Annotated in this window: 14 protein-coding genes and 1 pseudogene; 12 read left to right on the top strand and 3 right to left on the bottom strand. The window is 37.2% G+C overall.

Features of this window, described 5'->3' with window-relative positions; genetic code table 11:
* Nucleotides 1-20 precede the first annotated feature (20 nt).
* From IGK81_RS10425 to IGK81_RS10395, 7 genes are all read left to right on the top strand, one after another.
* Nucleotides 21-2,789, top strand: a complete 2,769-nt coding sequence (locus IGK81_RS10425; RefSeq protein ID WP_034700598.1) for a sigma 54-interacting transcriptional regulator — start codon at nt 21-23, stop codon at nt 2,787-2,789.
* A gap of 76 nt (nt 2,790-2,865) precedes the next feature.
* Nucleotides 2,866-3,285, top strand: coding sequence for a PTS sugar transporter subunit IIA (locus IGK81_RS10420; protein ID WP_034700596.1), 420 nt, complete (start codon nt 2,866-2,868; stop codon nt 3,283-3,285).
* Between the two features lie 12 nt (nt 3,286-3,297).
* A complete protein-coding gene (locus IGK81_RS10415; RefSeq protein WP_010720758.1) occupies nt 3,298-3,768 on the top strand; it encodes a PTS sugar transporter subunit IIB in 471 nt (156 codons plus the stop codon).
* A gap of 17 nt (nt 3,769-3,785) precedes the next feature.
* The gene (locus IGK81_RS10410; protein WP_034700595.1) at nt 3,786-4,565 is read left to right on the top strand and encodes a PTS mannose/fructose/sorbose/N-acetylgalactosamine transporter subunit IIC; all 780 of its coding nucleotides are present in this window, start codon (nt 3,786-3,788) and stop codon (nt 4,563-4,565) included.
* Nucleotides 4,552-5,373, top strand: coding sequence for a PTS system mannose/fructose/sorbose family transporter subunit IID (locus IGK81_RS10405; RefSeq protein WP_010720756.1), 822 nt, complete (start codon nt 4,552-4,554; stop codon nt 5,371-5,373). The genes IGK81_RS10410 and IGK81_RS10405 overlap by 14 nt, the downstream gene beginning before the upstream one ends.
* 16 nt (nt 5,374-5,389) lie before the next feature.
* Nucleotides 5,390-6,439 carry an SIS domain-containing protein gene (locus IGK81_RS10400; RefSeq protein WP_034700594.1) on the top strand — a complete coding sequence of 350 codons (1,050 nt, stop codon included), beginning with the start codon at nt 5,390-5,392 and terminating at the stop codon, nt 6,437-6,439.
* 12 nt (nt 6,440-6,451) lie between these two features.
* Entirely contained in the window at nt 6,452-7,453 is a 1,002-nt protein-coding gene (locus tag IGK81_RS10395) for an SIS domain-containing protein (RefSeq protein ID WP_034700593.1), read from the top strand.
* A 170-nt stretch (nt 7,454-7,623) separates the two neighbouring features.
* Here IGK81_RS10395 and IGK81_RS10390 read toward each other — a convergent pair whose 3' ends face one another.
* The 3 genes and pseudogenes from IGK81_RS10390 to IGK81_RS10380 form a co-directional block, all read right to left on the bottom strand.
* The gene (locus IGK81_RS10390) at nt 7,624-8,268 is read right to left on the bottom strand and encodes a lytic polysaccharide monooxygenase (protein WP_034700590.1); all 645 of its coding nucleotides are present in this window, start codon (nt 8,266-8,268) and stop codon (nt 7,624-7,626) included.
* Between the two features lie 343 nt (nt 8,269-8,611).
* A complete protein-coding gene (locus IGK81_RS10385; protein WP_034700589.1) occupies nt 8,612-9,259 on the bottom strand; it encodes a lytic polysaccharide monooxygenase auxiliary activity family 9 protein in 648 nt (215 codons plus the stop codon).
* 132 nt (nt 9,260-9,391) lie between these two features.
* Nucleotides 9,392-10,259: pseudogene (locus IGK81_RS10380) on the bottom strand (helix-turn-helix domain-containing protein).
* A 217-nt stretch (nt 10,260-10,476) separates the two neighbouring features.
* On the opposite strand from IGK81_RS10380, the gene IGK81_RS10375 reads away from it, so the two are divergent.
* From IGK81_RS10375 to IGK81_RS10355, 5 genes are all read left to right on the top strand, one after another.
* Nucleotides 10,477-12,210, top strand: a complete 1,734-nt coding sequence (locus tag IGK81_RS10375) for a fibronectin type III domain-containing protein (RefSeq protein ID WP_034700588.1) — start codon at nt 10,477-10,479, stop codon at nt 12,208-12,210.
* A gap of 561 nt (nt 12,211-12,771) precedes the next feature.
* On the top strand, nt 12,772-13,791 hold the full coding sequence (locus IGK81_RS10370) for an NAD(P)H-dependent glycerol-3-phosphate dehydrogenase (RefSeq protein WP_034700587.1): 1,020 nt from the start codon (nt 12,772-12,774) through the stop codon (nt 13,789-13,791).
* Nucleotides 13,792-13,822: 31 nt separating this feature from the next.
* Nucleotides 13,823-14,692: a UTP--glucose-1-phosphate uridylyltransferase GalU gene (gene galU, locus IGK81_RS10365; RefSeq protein ID WP_034700586.1), complete on the top strand. Its 870-nt coding sequence runs from the start codon at nt 13,823-13,825 to the stop codon at nt 14,690-14,692.
* Between the two features lie 169 nt (nt 14,693-14,861).
* A complete protein-coding gene (locus IGK81_RS10360; protein WP_010720747.1) occupies nt 14,862-15,218 on the top strand; it encodes a hypothetical protein in 357 nt (118 codons plus the stop codon).
* Nucleotides 15,219-15,997: 779 nt separating this feature from the next.
* Complete coding sequence (locus IGK81_RS10355; protein WP_010737187.1) at nt 15,998-16,597, top strand: SIS domain-containing protein; 600 nt, start codon at nt 15,998-16,000, stop codon at nt 16,595-16,597.
* Nucleotides 16,598-17,151 lie beyond the last annotated feature (554 nt).

The raw sequence follows: 17,151 nt of genomic DNA, 5'->3' as shown, positions 1-17,151 counted from the left end.
GATGGAGAAGAGGTGAGAGAATGTTAAAAGAAGAAATCCAAGATTATTTAGAAAATCAAACGGCATTTATCGATTTAGCACAATTAAGTGATGTTTTTACAGCGAAATATTTAGCAGCATACTTTAAAGTGAAACGTAATACGGTCAGTCATTATCTTAATCAATTAAATGAAGCTAGCATTTTGGTTAAGATCAATTCTCGTCCGGTCTATTACTTTCATAAAATGGCTTTTGAACAGCAATTTTTTGCTTTAAGTAAAACGTACTATGCCTCAACTGAAGAAATAAGGGCTGAACAGCCTATTTTTTCAAGAAGTAAAGATCTTTTTTCTTTAGTGATCGGTCACGAAGCAAGCCTGAAAGAAAGCATTGAACAAATCAAAACAGCTCTTTTTTATCCAGATGGTGGGCTACCTGTGTTATTAACTGGAGAAAGTGGTACAGGGAAAAGCTTCTTAGTCAATATCGTTTATCAATACTGTTTAGAACATGATCTCTTACCAGAAAATGCGCCTTTCGTGACGTTGAATTGTGCCCAATATGCCGACAATCCAGAATTGTTGACGAGTAATTTATTTGGACATGTCAGTGGAGCATACACCGGTGCGACACAAGATAAGGTTGGCGCTTTTGAGGCAGCCGATGGGGGTTTATTATTTTTAGATGAAGTTCATCGACTTAGCCCTGAAGGACAAGAAAAATTGTTTACGTATCTGGATCAAGGGATTATTTATCGAATGGGAGAAACGAATCAGGGGAAAAAAGTCGATGTTCGGCTCTTCTTTGCTACGACTGAAGAAGTCACCAAACATTTTCTGCCCACTTTTATGCGTCGGATTCCTTTTAAGATTGATCTGCCTTCTTTACGTGCTCGTGGAAAAGAAGAACGATTGGAGCTGATTTATTCTTTTTTCTTAAATGAACAAAGAAAAATCGAGCGACCAATGAAAGTGAGTGGTCAAGTGCTGTCATTATTGACGAACCAAAGTTTTTCGGGAAACATCGGCGAATTGAAAAATAGCGTAAAAGTAGCTGTAGCCAAAGCATTCGCTGAACAAAAAGAGGAAGAGAGCCTATCGATCAAACTCCAACATTTACAAAGATATCTTTTGAAGGTTCCCCATCAAGACAGCCCAGCCCAATCAGCTGTGTGGATCACTGAGAAAAAAGAATTAGCTCATTTGGTTGAAAAAAGACAACCAGAACAGGAGCGAATGATCCGCTGCTTTGAACAACTATTATTGACCTTTAAGAAAAATGGCGCAACAGTAAGTAACTGTGAGGAAAAATTAAAAGAAGAAGTCGTTTATTTATTTGATTTTTTACTCTTTGAAACGAGTCGCCAAGAAAAACATGAACTACTAGTCTACTGGTTGCACTCCATTCGAGAAACGCTAAAACAAATGGAAAGTGCCTATCAGATCAAGTTTGATGGTAACAGCGTCTATGCGCTAAGTTATTATCTCTATCAAAGAAGCACAGTAAAGTGGTTACCAGAAGATGGAGAAATCGAACAATTAATCAAGGAACTAGACCGCCAGTTAGAACTAATGTATCCAGCAAACTATCACTACGCCCATCGGATCTTGGAATTGACACAAGCCAAGTTAGATTTAGAAGTTACTTTATTAGATCATATTTTATTAACGATCTATTTGAGACGGACGAAATGGACAAAAGAACAAAGTGTGCCTAAAGCAATCATTGCTGCTCATGGTTATGCTACCGCTAGTAGTATGGCAAACGTCGCTAATCGACTGTTGGGAAATGATCTGTTTGAATCCTTTGATATGCCCTTAGATGTGACACCCCAACAAATTGCGGATGAAATGATCGATTACAGTAATCGTCATGATATCTCTAATGGACTGATTATTTTAGTTGATATGGGCTCGCTAAAAGAAATCCATCAACTATTCAAAGATCAGGTCTTTGCCCCAATCGTTATTTTGAATAATGTGACAACACCATTAGTTATCAGTATTGGAGAAAAAATGCAAAAAATGACTGATCTGGAAGAAATCGTCAAGGAAGCGGTGGCCTCCTTGGAAGCAGAGTGGACGATCATTTACCCTCAAAAAAATAAACAAAAAGCATTACTGATCACTTGCATGACGGGGATCGGAACGGCTGTCCATATGAGTGAACTACTTGAAAAAAGTTTACCAGCAAACAGCGCACTTAAAATCATCCCTTATGAATACCAAGTATTAACCCAAAGAAAATTAACGGAATCGGTTTTTTCGATGTACGATGTGATTGGCATCATTGGGACAACGAATCCTCAAATCGACACGATGCCATATCTTTCGTTAGAGTCATTGATTTCAGGAGAGAAAATGGATGAACTTGTTCAATGGCTGGCTCCTATTTTTTCATTGAAAGAACAAGCTAACTTTGATCAGCAATTTGTCCGAAATTTTTCATTAGAAAAAGTACTGGAGTCGGTGACGATCCTTGATACAGAAAAAGTGATGACAGAAATCGAGCTGTTTATGCGTGAATTGGAGATGCGTTTTGATAAGAACATCACGACGCCACAAAAGATCGCCCTTTTTGTCCATGTCAGTTGTTTGATCGAGCGATTGATCAGGCAGATCCCGATTGAAAGTTACCATGGTCAAGAACAGTTGTTACAGTGTCAAAAAGAAACCTTGGATCGAATCAAAGAAGCATTTAGTGTCATCGAAGAACATTATAGTGTCACGATCCCACCATCAGAAGTCGCTTATATTTATGATATTCTCGAAAATGTAGAGGATAAAATAGGCTCAGAAGAAGAATTTTAATCGTAAGCAAGATACCGCCACTATGTTGGCACGTATCTTGCTTTATTTGTAGTGAGAGTAAGAAAGAGGTGGAAACATGGAAAGAACAATTATTCTAGCCTCCCATGGACGTTTTGCTTCAGGGATTTTAGATTCTTTGGAACTTATTTTTGGTAAAACGCATTCGATCCTAGCGTTAGATTGCTATGGAACTGAAACGTTTGATTTAGCAAAATCAGTGCAGCAATTGATCAACGATCATCAAGGGCAGGAGTTGATCATCATCACTGACTTATTTGGTGGCAGTGTAAACAATGAATTTTTGCAGTACGTTAACCGACCGAATATCTACTTGATTGCTGGTTTGAATCTGCCATTGTTGATCGAGATTGCCACAAAAATTGAGACAGCTGATTCAATCGTTGAATTGATCCATCAGGTATTGAATGATTCAAAAGAAATGATCCAATTTTGTAATGAAAGTATTGAAAAAAAAATGGAAGAAGAAGAATTTTAGGAGGGATTGGAAATGATTATTTTAACAAGAGTCGATCATCGTTTATTACATGGTCAAGTCGCTTTTTCTTGGACACAGTCAATTGGCGCAGATTGTATTTTGATCGCAAATGATGATGTGCCAAACAATGAAATACGCAAAACAACCATTAAGCTGGCAAAGCCACAAGGAGTGAAACTAGTGATCAAATCGATTGAAGATTCGATCGCTGCATTACAAAGTGGCGTAACGGATAAATATAAACTATTTATCGTAGTAGAGTCTGTGAAAGATGCGTATCAATTAGCAAAAGCTTGTCCACAGATCAAGCAAATCAATTTAGGTGGGATTAAAGCAAAGGAAGGAACGCGGAGTCTAGGTAAAGCGGTCAACGTATTACCTGAAGAAGAAAAATTGTTGGAACAAATGATCGCTGATGGGATAGAAGTAGAAATTCGTCAAGTACCAGCAGATAAAAAAATAGCAGCAAAGGAAGTCTTATGAGAAAGGAAGAATAAAAGATGATCCTACAAGCAATTCTTTTAGGTCTGGTTGCCTTTATTGCGCAATCAGAGTATGCGTTAGGAACTTCCCTGCTTTCTCGTCCGATCGTAACGGGATTATTTACAGGGATTGTTTTGGGAGATGTAAAAACAGGTATCATTATGGGAGCAACTTTGGAATTAGCTTTTATTGGTTCATTCTCAGTTGGAGCATCGATTCCACCAGACGTTGTGACCGGTGGAATCTTAGGAACTGCATTTGCCATTACTGCAGGAGCAGGAACAGAAACAGCATTACTATTAGGTTTACCAATTGCGACACTTACCCTTATTTTAAAAAATGTTTATTTAGGACTATTGATTCCGATCATGAACCACAGAGCAGATCGTTATGCGGAGGATGGGAATTATAAAGGGGTCGAACACATGCACTTACTAGCTGGTTTCGGCTTGTCATTGATGCTTGGTCTGGTAGTCATGATTTCTTATTTAGTCGGAAGTCAAACGATCGGGAATCTCTTAGCGAAAATACCAGATTTTGTGCAAAACGGCTTGACCGTTGCAACTGGGTTGATTCCAGCGCTTGGATTTGCCATGCTGGCACGTTTATTGATCAATAAAAAAGTAGCACCTTATTTCTTTTTAGGCTTTGCTATAGCAGCTTACTTAGAGATTCCAGTAACAGGTATTGCCATCTTTGGGGCGATCTTAGCCGTCATTGTCGTCAATATCATGAACGTACGTCAAGTATCCGTTCAAACTTCAGCAGGGGAGGTAGAAGAGGATGAAGACTTCTAATCAAGAAGAACACAAAGTGACCAAAAAAGAATTGAATCAGGTCTTTTGGCGCTCATTTCAAATGGAATTTTCATGGAACTATGAAAGACAGATGAATATGGCCTATGTCTTTGCCATCATTCCCATCTTGAAAAAGCTCTATCATACCAAAGAAGAAATGTCAGCGGCGCTTAAACGACACTTGGAATTTTTTAACACGACACCACATATCGTGACCCTGATCTTAGGGATCAATGCAGCAATGGAAGAAGAAAATAAAAATGACCCAGAGTTTGATGTAACAGCTATCGATAGTATCAAGACCTCACTAATGGGTCCTTTAGCAGGGTTAGGCGATTCATTCTTTTGGGGAACGTTGCGTTTGATTGCGACGGGTGTTGGGACTTCGCTAGCACTACAAGGAAATATTTTAGGACCAATTTTATTCCTTTTGATTTTCAATATCCCTCATGTTTTGTTTCGTTACTTGGCAACAAGTTGGGGCTATCGACTAGGTACTGGATTTTTAAAGAAAATCCAAGCAAACGGAATGATGGAAAGTTTAACGTTAGGTGCTTCAATCATTGGATTGATGGTAGTTGGCGGAATGACTGCGACGATGATCGATATCAATATTCCTTTGAAAATCGGAACAGGTGAAAATGCCGTCACGATCCAAAGTATTTTTGATGATATCGTTCCTCATATTTTAAGTTTAGGTGCCTTTGGAGCAGTCTTTTATTTATTGAAAAAAGAAGTCAAACCATTGATGATTTTGATTGGATTAGCTATTTTTGGGATCGCTGGTTCATGGATTGGTATCTTTTAGAAAAGGAGAGAACAAGATGGTCACAATGCTTGATTATATTCATGAAGAAAAAACAGCTTTATCAGCGATTCTTGAAAAGAATGATTCGTCACTTCATGTGTCTTATCAAAACATGCAACACGTTCTGATTCTGGCGACAGGCTCTTCGTATAATGCTTGTCTTGCTGCAAAGCCGGCACTAGAAAGCTATGGAGACATCACTGTGGATATCCAAGAACCTTATCATTTTAATCATTATGGGAAATTGTCAGAAGAAGTTGATACAGTCATCGCTGTTTCTCAAAGTGGGAAAAGTGCTTCGACAGTCGATGCCATTCGAAAGATCCGATCATCAAAACGACGGACGATCGCTTTAACTGGAGATGATCAAAGTCCGATCACCAAAGAAGTGGATCAAGTGATTGACTTGAATATGGGCGTGGAAAAAGTGGGATTTGTTACCAAGGGCTATTCAGCAACCGTTCTTCAGTTGATTCTCTTAGGTCTAGCGATTGGAACCAGTAAAGATCGAATAACAGCAGCGCAAAAAGAAGAAAAACTAGTTCAACTAAGAGAAATCGTGATGAAAATTCCTCAGATCATTGCGCAAACAGAACAATTTTTTGAAAAAAATGAAGCACTCTTTCGTGTAGCAAAACGATTTATTGCGATCGGGTATGGACCGAATTGGGGAACAGCGAAAGAGTTTGAAACCAAGTTTACGGAAACTGTTCGGGAACCTTCCCAAGGCTTTGAATTAGAGGCATACATGCACGGTCCGTATTTAGAAGCCAATCCTGGTCATATCCTATTCTTCTTGGAAACCAACAGTGATAGTCAGCAACGTTCCCAGCGATTAGCACAATACATGAAACAATATGTTGGACAGGTCATTGTTGTAACGACTGAAGGAGAAACGACTGAGAATCAGCTTAGTCTGGGAATCACTAGCGAAGAAGATCTTTCTGTTTTAGCTTTAGTTGTACCGATCCAAGTTTTGGCTTATAAAATTGCGACTGCCAAAGGGATTGATTTAGGACAAAGAATTTTTGATGATTTTGATGAAGTATTAAAAAGTAAAATTTAAGAGGTGGAGACTATGTTAAAATTCAATGAACAAAAACAAATCGAGGATATCAATGGGGCGCTCGCTTTACGTCCGCAAGTGGAACAAATCATTGACGGATTGGGAGAGGGATTCGATGCAATTTATTATTTAGGAATCGGCGGAACCTACGCGTCAGCGATGCAAGCTGTGACTTATATGAATGGTAAAAGTAACCTACCTGTTTATGTCCAACATGCAGCAGAATATTACACAACTGGCAACAAACGCCTAACAGAAAAATCAATTGTTGTCTTGTCTTCAGTTACTGGTACCACGCAAGAAGTCGTGCAAGCGGTCAAAGAAATCAAAACAGTGGGTGCGACACTGATCGGGTTTATTGATACAAAAGAGAGTATTCTCGCTGAACTTTGTGACCATACAATCACTTATCCTGCACCTGGAACCGAACAAATCAAATTCTTTATGGTCGCAGATCGTTTGATGTATAATCATGGCGAATTTGAAGACTACGAAACCTATTATCAACAATTAGAAGAGCACTTAGCAGTTGGCTTAGTCGAAGCCGAAAAACAAGCAGATGCTTTTGGATTAGTGTTTGCTGAAAAACATCGTCATGATTCGATGCACTATTTTATCGGTGCTGGGAACCAATGGGGCGCTGTCTATTCTTATGCGATGTGTTATTGGGAAGAGCAAAGTTGGTTGCCTTCTAAATCGATCCACGCTGCTGAATTTTTACATGGTACGCTAGAAGTGATTGAAGAAACGACACCAGTGACGTTGTTCTTAGGAGAAGATGAACAACGTGTACTTGCAGAAAGAGTCGCAAACCTATTACCAAAAATCTGTGCAAATTATACATTGATTGATACAAAAGACTATCCAATTGAAGGAATTGACGAAAGTTATCGTGGACGTGTCCTTTCTTATTTGCTGATGCATGCGGTGACACAACGAATCGATGCACATATCGAGCAATTAAATTGTCACCCCTTAGAAATCAGAAGATATTACCGTCAATTTGAGTATTAAGCGACACATTCAGTTCTAAGAGGAACGATTTCGTAAAATAATAAAATAAAACATACCAATATGAATCGTCTGTCAGTGAAATAAACGGTTCATGCTGGTATGTTTTTTGGTTATGACATGGATCAAGTGAGCGATTTGATCCGTGTATTGATATGTTGATAGAAGAATTTTTATGAATTGTTTGATAAGTCAGTTAAGAGATTACGAGGTTGGATATTCGCATCAATCACATTGTAAAAGGCATTTGAAGTATCATTCACATCCCAAACGGCTAAGATGACATGATAACCGAGATGATCACTTGGAATAGTGATCGTGTGTGTTAGATTTGTGTCGGCATCTTTCCCGTGACCGTCTACCTCACCTATAAATTGAAATTCATCGCGGGATAATGGTTTGTTTGGATTCCAATTATTTTTCGTGATATAGTAATGCCATTTAGCTGTTTTATGCGCGGCAGTATAAGACCAAGTGAATTTCGTTGGACCAGTTGAAAGGTTTTGTTTTGTCCAAATAGTAGCAGTTTGTTTGTCTAATTCAAATCCTTTGACGCCATTTGCGGAAGCAATTTTTCCATCTGCAGGTCCACCATTTGGGAATCCTTTAGGTGCTTCTAGTGATTGTGGCTCAGTAATTATTTCACCGTATTTTTCAAGAGCTGCATGCCAATTCTTCTTACTGTCTAATTCTCCTTGATAGGCACGACTGATAGGTTTCTCCACATAACCGTGAGCATCCACATTAACTGTCGATAAGGCAGTTAAACCAGTTGTTGCTAAAACGAGACCTAATCCTACGACTAAACTTTTTTTCATCTTGATTCCCTCCATCAATTGCTTATTATGTGAAATAAATTTTTTCACAAAAATAGTATAAAACGATAGGAGAAGAGGGTTAAATATTGTTTGTTATTGCAACAAAAAAAGTATGGTTCCTAAAAAAGTACACTCAGTTCGCTATCATGAAAAAGCATTCGATAAAAGATAACTTCTTTCTGATACGCTCTTATTATTGATGAGTGGCAAAAGTGAAACGAAAAAGATCCCACGATGTTGAGCCTAGCGATACTAGAACTACCCATCGTGGGAAAGAATGAGCAAATGTTTTCAATAAACAGTAAAGAAAATGAAGAATGATTGATTGTTCAGTTAAAGAGAATCACATGGATTCATTTAAATCATTTAAGATACTACGAGGTTGGATATTCGCATCAATGACATTGTAGAAGGCATTTGATGTATCACTTACATCCCAAACTGCTAAAATCACATGATAACCTATCCGGTCATTTGGGATCGTAATGGTGTGAGCTGGACTCGTGCTAGCTTGCGCACCTTTTCCTTGGACTTCGCCGATCAATTGAAGTTCATTGCGAGAAAGTGGTTTATTCTGGTTCCAACCTGGTTTAGTGATATAGTAATGCCATTTACTAGTTGGGTGTGATTGCGTATACTTCCAAGTGAATTTTGTCGCTCCCCCTGTTAAATTTTGTTTCGTCCATAGACTAGAAGTTTGCTTATCTAATTCAAATCCTCTTGCACCATTTGCAGAAGCGATTTTTCCATCTGCTGGTCCACCTTTAGGGAATCCCTGAGGAGCTTCTAGTGATTGTGGTTCATTAATGATCGGACCATATTTTTGAACTGCGAAATCATAGCCAATGTTTTCTTTATCCAATTGACCTTGATAGGCACGGCTAATTGGCGAGATAACATAACCATGTGCTGAAACATTGACGGAAGATAATGTTGTCAATCCTGTCGTTGCTAAAACCAAACCTAACCCTAATAAAGAACTTTTTTTCATATTATAACTTTCCTCCAAATGATTTTTATGAAAAGGTTTTCTTTTCATGAATTTAGTATAACGGGGAGAACAATAAGCTTAGATTGTTTGTCTAGCATTACAACAAAAATAACATCTTCCGGTTCGTAATTGTTAATTAGCTTTGTTTTGTAAACTGCTTTCAATCAATGAATTTTTGAGATTACTAAAATATTCTTTAGCATTAGTCAAATCTAACCACTCAAAAAAACGAAGACCCTTTTCGATTTCCGGAATGGCTGAATGATCGCCATCTGCTAATCGATCCAAAGCCGCAAATAATTTATACTGGGCAAGATCAATTGACTGTTTGTGATTTTGCGTTAATCTTTTCAGTTCGCATAGAAAAAGTTTTCTAAGAATCGCAGAATGACGGTTAAATGAGAGGCGTAAACCATTTAGAATAAAATTAGAGAAAAGTTCTGAATAGTAGGTAGAGTCTATGTACGTTTTCATTTTTGATACACTGGTTTGAAAGAGATGGATGATGTATTGATCATCAAAAATAAACAAACAGTTTGAAAAAATCGTTAGTTCAAAATGTCCCCAGGTTTCAATTTTTTCAAGATAATTTTTGATCACAAAAATTTCTTCTTCTATTTTCAAAGTGGTATCAGTATGGTTGTAGAGGTAGTTCATAATCAATTTTCGTTGGGCATAAATCAAACGATAGTAGATGCTGCCTGTTTTTTCGTATTCGTTTAGTAGTTCTAATTCTTGTTCGTGAGTGATTTTTTTGGATGAGATAGTTGGTTAATTTTTGTTTATTCGTAAGTGAATTGCTATTAAGAAGAAATTGATACTCTGCTAAAGTAATGTTCATTCGTTCAAGGTAGTTAACTAATAGTTCAAAACTGATCTTTGTTCCTCTTGATTCAAACGCAGCAAGGGTTCCTCGTTGTGAGATACCTCGTGTCAACTGTTCTTGTGTTAAGCCACGTTCTTTTCTTAACTTACGAATCAGAGACGAATGGTTAGTCATATCTTTATCCTCCTAGTGTTTTTTTATATATATTGTTGATGTTTTTTTAAATATATCACAAATGTAATAAAATTTAAATAAAGCGTCATTTTTGCGCGCTTTTAAAGAAAAAGTGCGTAATCGATTATTTGGGTGTTGCAATACTATGCAAATAATTGTAATCGTTTTAATTGATGGTGTAATATGTTATGTAATAAAGAATAATGGAGGCGGTTTGATGAAGAAAAAACTAGTATTATTTTCTGTAGGCGTGTTTAGTGCAATAGTAAGTGGAGGTACGACGGTTTTTGCAGCTGATGCAGCAGACACAATGCCTGACCTCGCGAATAAACAAATTGCAGTCGGATACTATCATAACTGGCAAGCGGAACAAGGCGCAGGCTATCAAGGAGGTCGTCCAGCCGACATTGATTTGGCCAAAATAAATCCTTTTTACAATGTAGTGACGGTTTCGTTTATGAAAGGAGAAGGGATTCCTACTTTTAAACCTTATAATATGACGGATCAGGCCTTTCGTGAAAAAGTAGCAACATTGAATGCGCAAGGGCGAGCAGTCATTATTTCTCTAGGAGGAGCAGATTCACATATTGAATTACATCGCGGCCAGGAACAAGCTTTTGCGAATGAAATCATTCGGTTAGTAGAAGTATATGGCTTTGATGGATTAGATATTGATTTGGAACAAACTGCGGTGGCTGCTGGGGATAATCAAACAGTCATTCCGGCGGCATTAAAAATCGTTCGTGAGCATTACAAGAAAGAAAACAAACATTTTATTATCTCAATGGCGCCTGAATTTCCATACTTAAGAACAAATGGGGCATATGTACCATATATTACAGCTTTACAAAATGAATATGACTTTATTGCCCCTCAATTGTATAATCAAGCAGGCGATGGGATTAGTGTTGGGACGGAATGGATTGCCCAAAACAATGACAATAAAAAGTATGAATTTTTGTACGGGATTTCAAAATCATTTAATGAAGGAAGCGGTGGCTTTATCCAAATTCCGGCAAGTAAACTAGCTCTAGGGATCCCAGCTAACGAAGATGCCGCAGCGAATGGCTATGTTAAAGATCCTTCAAAGGTCTACCAAGTGTTTGAACAAATGACAAAAGATCAAACGCCATTAAAAGGAATCATGACATGGAGTGTCAACTGGGACGAGGGCAGAAATAAAGCTGGGATTGCCTATAATCAGTCGTTTGCGAATGCTTATCAAGGATTGTTCAAAGAGCAAGTACCAGATACTGAGAAACCTTCTAAACCAGAAAATTTAAAAGGAACTGCAACGCAATCAAGCATTTCATTAAGCTGGTCAGCTTCTACTGATAATGTGCGTGTTTCTCATTATAATGTTTATCAAAACAAACAACTTATTGGCACTAGTAACACAACCAATTATACGGTGAGCAACTTATCCCCTGACACAACCTATTCATTTACGGTTGAAGCAGTCGATACATCAGGAAATCGCTCAACATCGTCTGATGTATTAACGATCAGAACACAAGCTGGTTCACAATTACCAGCCCCTTCGATGCCAACTGGTTTAGTAGTAAAAGGTGTATCGCAAAACTCTGTGACACTCGGTTGGTCTGCAAATGATCCGAAAGAAGAGGTCATCGGCTATGAAATCTATCGAAATGGCGTGCTATTAACAACCACGATGACACCAGATTTTATAGACAAGGGATTAATGTCTGATACGACATACACTTATCAAATCGCAGCAGTCAATTCTTCTGGTATTTCTAAGAAAAGTCAACAAGTGACAGCGAAAACGACAGCAGATAATCAAGCAGAAGAATGGAAAATTGGGAAATTATATAATATTGGTGATATTGTGACCTATAAAGGAAATCTTTACCGTTGTCGTAACATCCACATGGGACAAATCGGTTGGGAACCTGATGTGGCTTTAGCATTATGGCTGAAGATCAGTTAATAAAGTTAACAAAATAAAAAAAGAGTCAGAGTGCAGTATGTCAGGGCTATTACAATGAGGATGTAATGAGGACATAGACATATAAGGCGCACTCTGATTTTTTTACATAAAATTGTCAGAATCAAAATATAAGATAAGCCACGCAACCATTTTACATGCTCTGATCTAAATAGTTATTTTCAGTTGTTTAGGATGAGAGAATAAACAAAAGAAGAAAACACACAGTTCAATCTGAATTCTGGTGTTTTCTTCTTTTATCATTTAGTAACGATCGTACAAAAGTGATGGGACAAACGATGCAACCCATATCGCTGGAATAAAAATAACTGAAACATTAATTAAAATGGCGGTGTAACAGACCACATATTCTAGCCCCCCTTTCTAGTTGATTCAATGATTATTTATATGATAATTATAACGCTTTGAATGACATAAAATTAAAATGTATCTTAATACAACAATGTCAAGTGTTAAACAAACTGTTAAAACGGGAAAAATAGTTTTCAACATTTAGAGTATCTATACTATAATAGTTACTATCAACTATTTGGAGGAATATCAATGAAACAAAAAATTGCAGTTTTAGGCCCAGGCTCTTGGGGGACTGCTTTAGCGCAAACCTTAGCAGAAAACGGACATGACGTTCGTATTTGGGGAAATGTTCCTGAACAAATCGATGAAATTAATCAGTATCATACAAATAAACAATTTTTACCTAACCTAAAGATTTCCGAAGCGATTATCGGTTATAAAGAATTAGCAGAAGCAGTGAAGGATGTCGATGCGGTTTTATTCGTTGTACCAACGAAAGCCATTCGTTCAGTTGCTCAAGAATTGATTGAGAAAATGAATACTAAACCAATCATCATTCATGCAAGTAAAGGGTTAGAGCAAGGAACACATAAACGCATTTCTGAAGTTATTGCTGAAGAGATTCCAGAGGAAAAAAGAAAGGCAATCGTCGTGCTTTCTGGACCAAGCCACGCGGAAGAAGTTGCTGTTCATGATATTACGACCATTACTGCTGCAAGTATTGATCAGCAAGCGGCAATCTATGTGCAAGATCTGTTCATGAATGATTATTTTAGAATTTATACGAATAATGATGTCATCGGAGTTGAAACGGGTGCGGCTTTAAAAAATATCATTGCTATCGGTGCTGGTGCCATCCATGGATTAGGTTTTGGTGATGATGCAAAAGCGGCGATCATGACTCGAGGATTAGCGGAGATTAGCCGTCTAGGAGTGGCAATGGGTGCCAATCCATTGACATTTATTGGCTTGAGTGGTGTAGGTGACTTGATCGTGACTTGTACAAGTGTTCATTCTCGTAACTGGCGAGCAGGAAATTTGCTTGGTCAAGGACATAAATTAGAAGAAGTACTTGAGAATATGGGAATGGTGGTTGAAGGAGTCTCTACCACTAAAGCTGCGGTTGAATTAGCGGAACAACTAGGGGTAGAGATGCCGATCACACAGACAATCTACAATGTATTATATAATGGAGAAGACATCAAACAAGCAGCCAAAGAAATCATGTTGCGAGATGGTAAAATAGAGAATGAATTTTCATTAAGCTAAGGGCTTATATTGAAATGAGAGGACGGGGTGTATGAAAGTTAAGAAAGCAATCATACCGGCAGGTGGTTTAGGTACGCGTTTTTTACCTGCGACAAAAGCAATGGCTAAAGAAATGCTTCCTATTGTTGACAAACCAACGATCCAATTCATTGTTGAAGAAGCATTAAAATCTGGGATTGAAGATATTTTAATTGTTACTGGGAAAGAAAAACGTCCTATCGAAGATCATTTTGATGCTAACCTTGAATTGGAATTAAATCTGCGTGAGAAGGGAAAACTCGATTTATTAAGTACCATCAAGGAAACGGAAGCTGTTAATCTTCATTTTATCCGACAATCTTACCCCAAAGGATTAGGGCATGCAGTTCTTCAGGCCAAAGCATTTGTAGGAGATGAACCATTTGTTGTCATGTTAGGGGACGACTTGATGGTGGATCAAGTCCCTTTGACAAAACAGCTAATGATGGACTTCGAGGAAACTCATTCATCAACGATTGCAGTGATGGAAGTTTTGCCAGAAGATACAGGAAAATATGGAATCATTGATCCTGGAGAGGAAGAAAAAACTGGGTTATATCGAGTAAGAAAAATGGTAGAAAAACCTACTCCTCAAGAGGCGCCTAGTAACCTTGCCATTATTGGACGCTATTTATTAACACCAGACATTTTTCCAATACTCGAAACGCAAACACCAGGTGCGGGCAATGAAATCCAATTAACGGATGCGATTGATACATTAAATCGCCATCAAAAAGTCTATGCAAGAAATTTTAAAGGGCGACGATATGATGTTGGTGATAAATATGGTTACATGCGAACCAATATTGATTATGGGTTACAACATCCAGAAATCGGCGCTGCCCTTAAAGAGTATCTGATACAACTTAGTAAAGAGTTATAATTTCTAAACTAAGGTACTTTTACTTGGTCTTATCTAGTTCGTTGCTTAAATTTTAGTAAAATACTTTTTGTTAGCTATTAAAATAAACGTCATTTTTCTTATTATGTAGTAATATAAAAGAGTTATGGCAAAATTGACTTTTAAATACAGAAAAGGTGTGTAGCTTTGTATGGGAAAATTGATTACAATCGGTCAAACACTTCTTGATGGATTGAAATGGCTGATGGAAGGAAATAACTGGTTGTTTTTGACTCCATTGGTGCTAATTTGTGGATATGTTTTCATTCAAATGGCTAGAAAAAAAGAGAAATTATTGATTTTTATCTGGTATTTAGCAACAATTTCTATTTTAAGTGTTATGCTTGAACTTGCTTTAGGTGCGTGGGAAGCTATGATTTTTGCTTTGATATTTATCATAGGTTATTTCATCATCTTTATCCCTTATTTCTTTAGAGGCGTTCATATCGGCAAAAAAGGCAGACACACGGCTTCTCATCGCAGAACAAAACGATCAGATAAACGCTAAAAGCAGTGAGTTAAGAAAGTTGATCCATGTAGCTTGCAACTACGGTTATTGCTCGATTGAGTTTTTCGTTAGAACAAAGCAATCGCTGGTTAAATCCATTTTATTTGGATGAGCGGTTGCTTTTTTGTCTGGTTTTAGGGTCTGAGTATACCATTTAAGGAATAGGAGTTAGCAAAAAGCAGTAGGGGAGAGTCATCCTGGTAGGCTAAACAAAAAATGATCATGACATGTCTAATTGTGGACGGCAAATTTATTTATTTAAGTAGATATTGGCTGTTATCATTGTTAAAAAATAAATCTAAAAACAAGAATCCTATCGTGATAGGATTCTTGTTCAGTTAAAAAAGTTGATTTATATGTCAAGAAAACAGACCGTGTTTTTTTTATTTTTTCGGACTTGCACTTGTCTGATAGATTACTTAAAATGATTGAAGATAGAAACAGCAGAATAAAAAAAGGCTCCCTGATAGTTAGCGGCAACTAACTATCAGGGAATGACCAGTCACACGTATACACCCTGACCGATCATTTGCCATAGTCAATGCAAGGCATCGACCGTATTTATTGTACCTAATTTCTGGGGAGATTTCTACCCTTGTGTCGGTTTTTCGATGGTCGGTAGCTCGTTTATTTACTATGTCAAGGTATTGGGCAGTATGCTCAATGCCTTTTTTTATCTTTTATTTTCAAGCAAAAGGTTGATACGTCTTAACTGATTTCTTTTTTTATGTTTTAGCGCACTTGCTGTTTTTGTTGTGAAATTAAAGGTGGAGAAATAAATGAGTTTACGCTATTTTGATTATTATCAGCAACTAGAAAAGAAATTAAGAATCGAAGAACCCTTGATGGTTCAAGCTGCTTCTTTAATTGCTCGTCAAGTTTCATTAGGTGGACGTTTACAAATCTTTGCTAGTCGTACACTAAGCGGGATAGCATTTGAGTTTTGGGAACATTTACCTGAAATGATACCGGGCAAGTTAATTGAAAATCCGGCAAATGGGATATATGAAACTTTGGAAGGAACAGGAAAAGCGATCATTGATCAGCTCTCTGTCAAACAAGCAGATATTTTTCTACTTCTTTCCAATGAAGGCAGGGATCCAAGTATTGTGGAGCTAGCTCAATGGATCAAGTCAAATGGTCATTTACTGATTATTGTTACTGGATTTGATCTCTCGCGAAGTATCAAATCACAACACAGTAATGGGTTGCGACTGTTTGAATTTGCTGACCTAGTATTGGATAACCATGCACAAATGAATGATACCGCTTTATCATTGTCAGAAGTTGAGCTTGCTCTTTGTGATAGTTCCTCTATCGCTACCATATTACTATTGCAGCAAACCCTATATTTTACAGTCTGCCAGCTGATTCGTTAGGGAACGTAAAAATAGAATGAATGGAAACATTGCCTTGAAGTAGATGAAAAAGGGACACCTTTGAATAAAACTAGGAACATTCGGCGATTTCTAAGTGTTAGTGTAAAAAGTAGAGCAAGGTAACATCTTTTTTCAATAGTTAAAACAAGCAAAATATCACAAAGAAGAGACAAAAAAGAATTCACTTGAATTCTTTTTTGTCTCTTAATACACGTTGATGAAAGAGTCTTCCCCAAAACTCTTTACATTGCAATTATAGTACATTAGTTATGATTATTGCAATGAAGATTGTTTATAGATTAAAAAAAGTCTGAAGCAGCTATTTTTTCTAATACACTATCTGTTTTTTTATTCGTTTTTTTTCGGATAAATAATGAATAAAAAATTCTATTTATATCGAATGTTGAAAAAATATACATATTTTAAAAATGATAAAATATAATTGGTTTTTCTTCATAAATAATAAAACAAGTAAAGATATCATATGAAACTAATTGATTATATGCTTGCATCACAAAATACAAGAGAGTTATTTAACTTTTTTGGTTGTTTTT

The organism is Enterococcus sp. DIV0703, assembly GCF_051711065.1.
In the GTDB taxonomy this organism is placed as follows: Bacteria; Bacillota; Bacilli; order Lactobacillales; family Enterococcaceae; genus Enterococcus_B; species Enterococcus_B hirae.
This window is presented reverse-complemented; position numbering and strand designations above follow the sequence as displayed.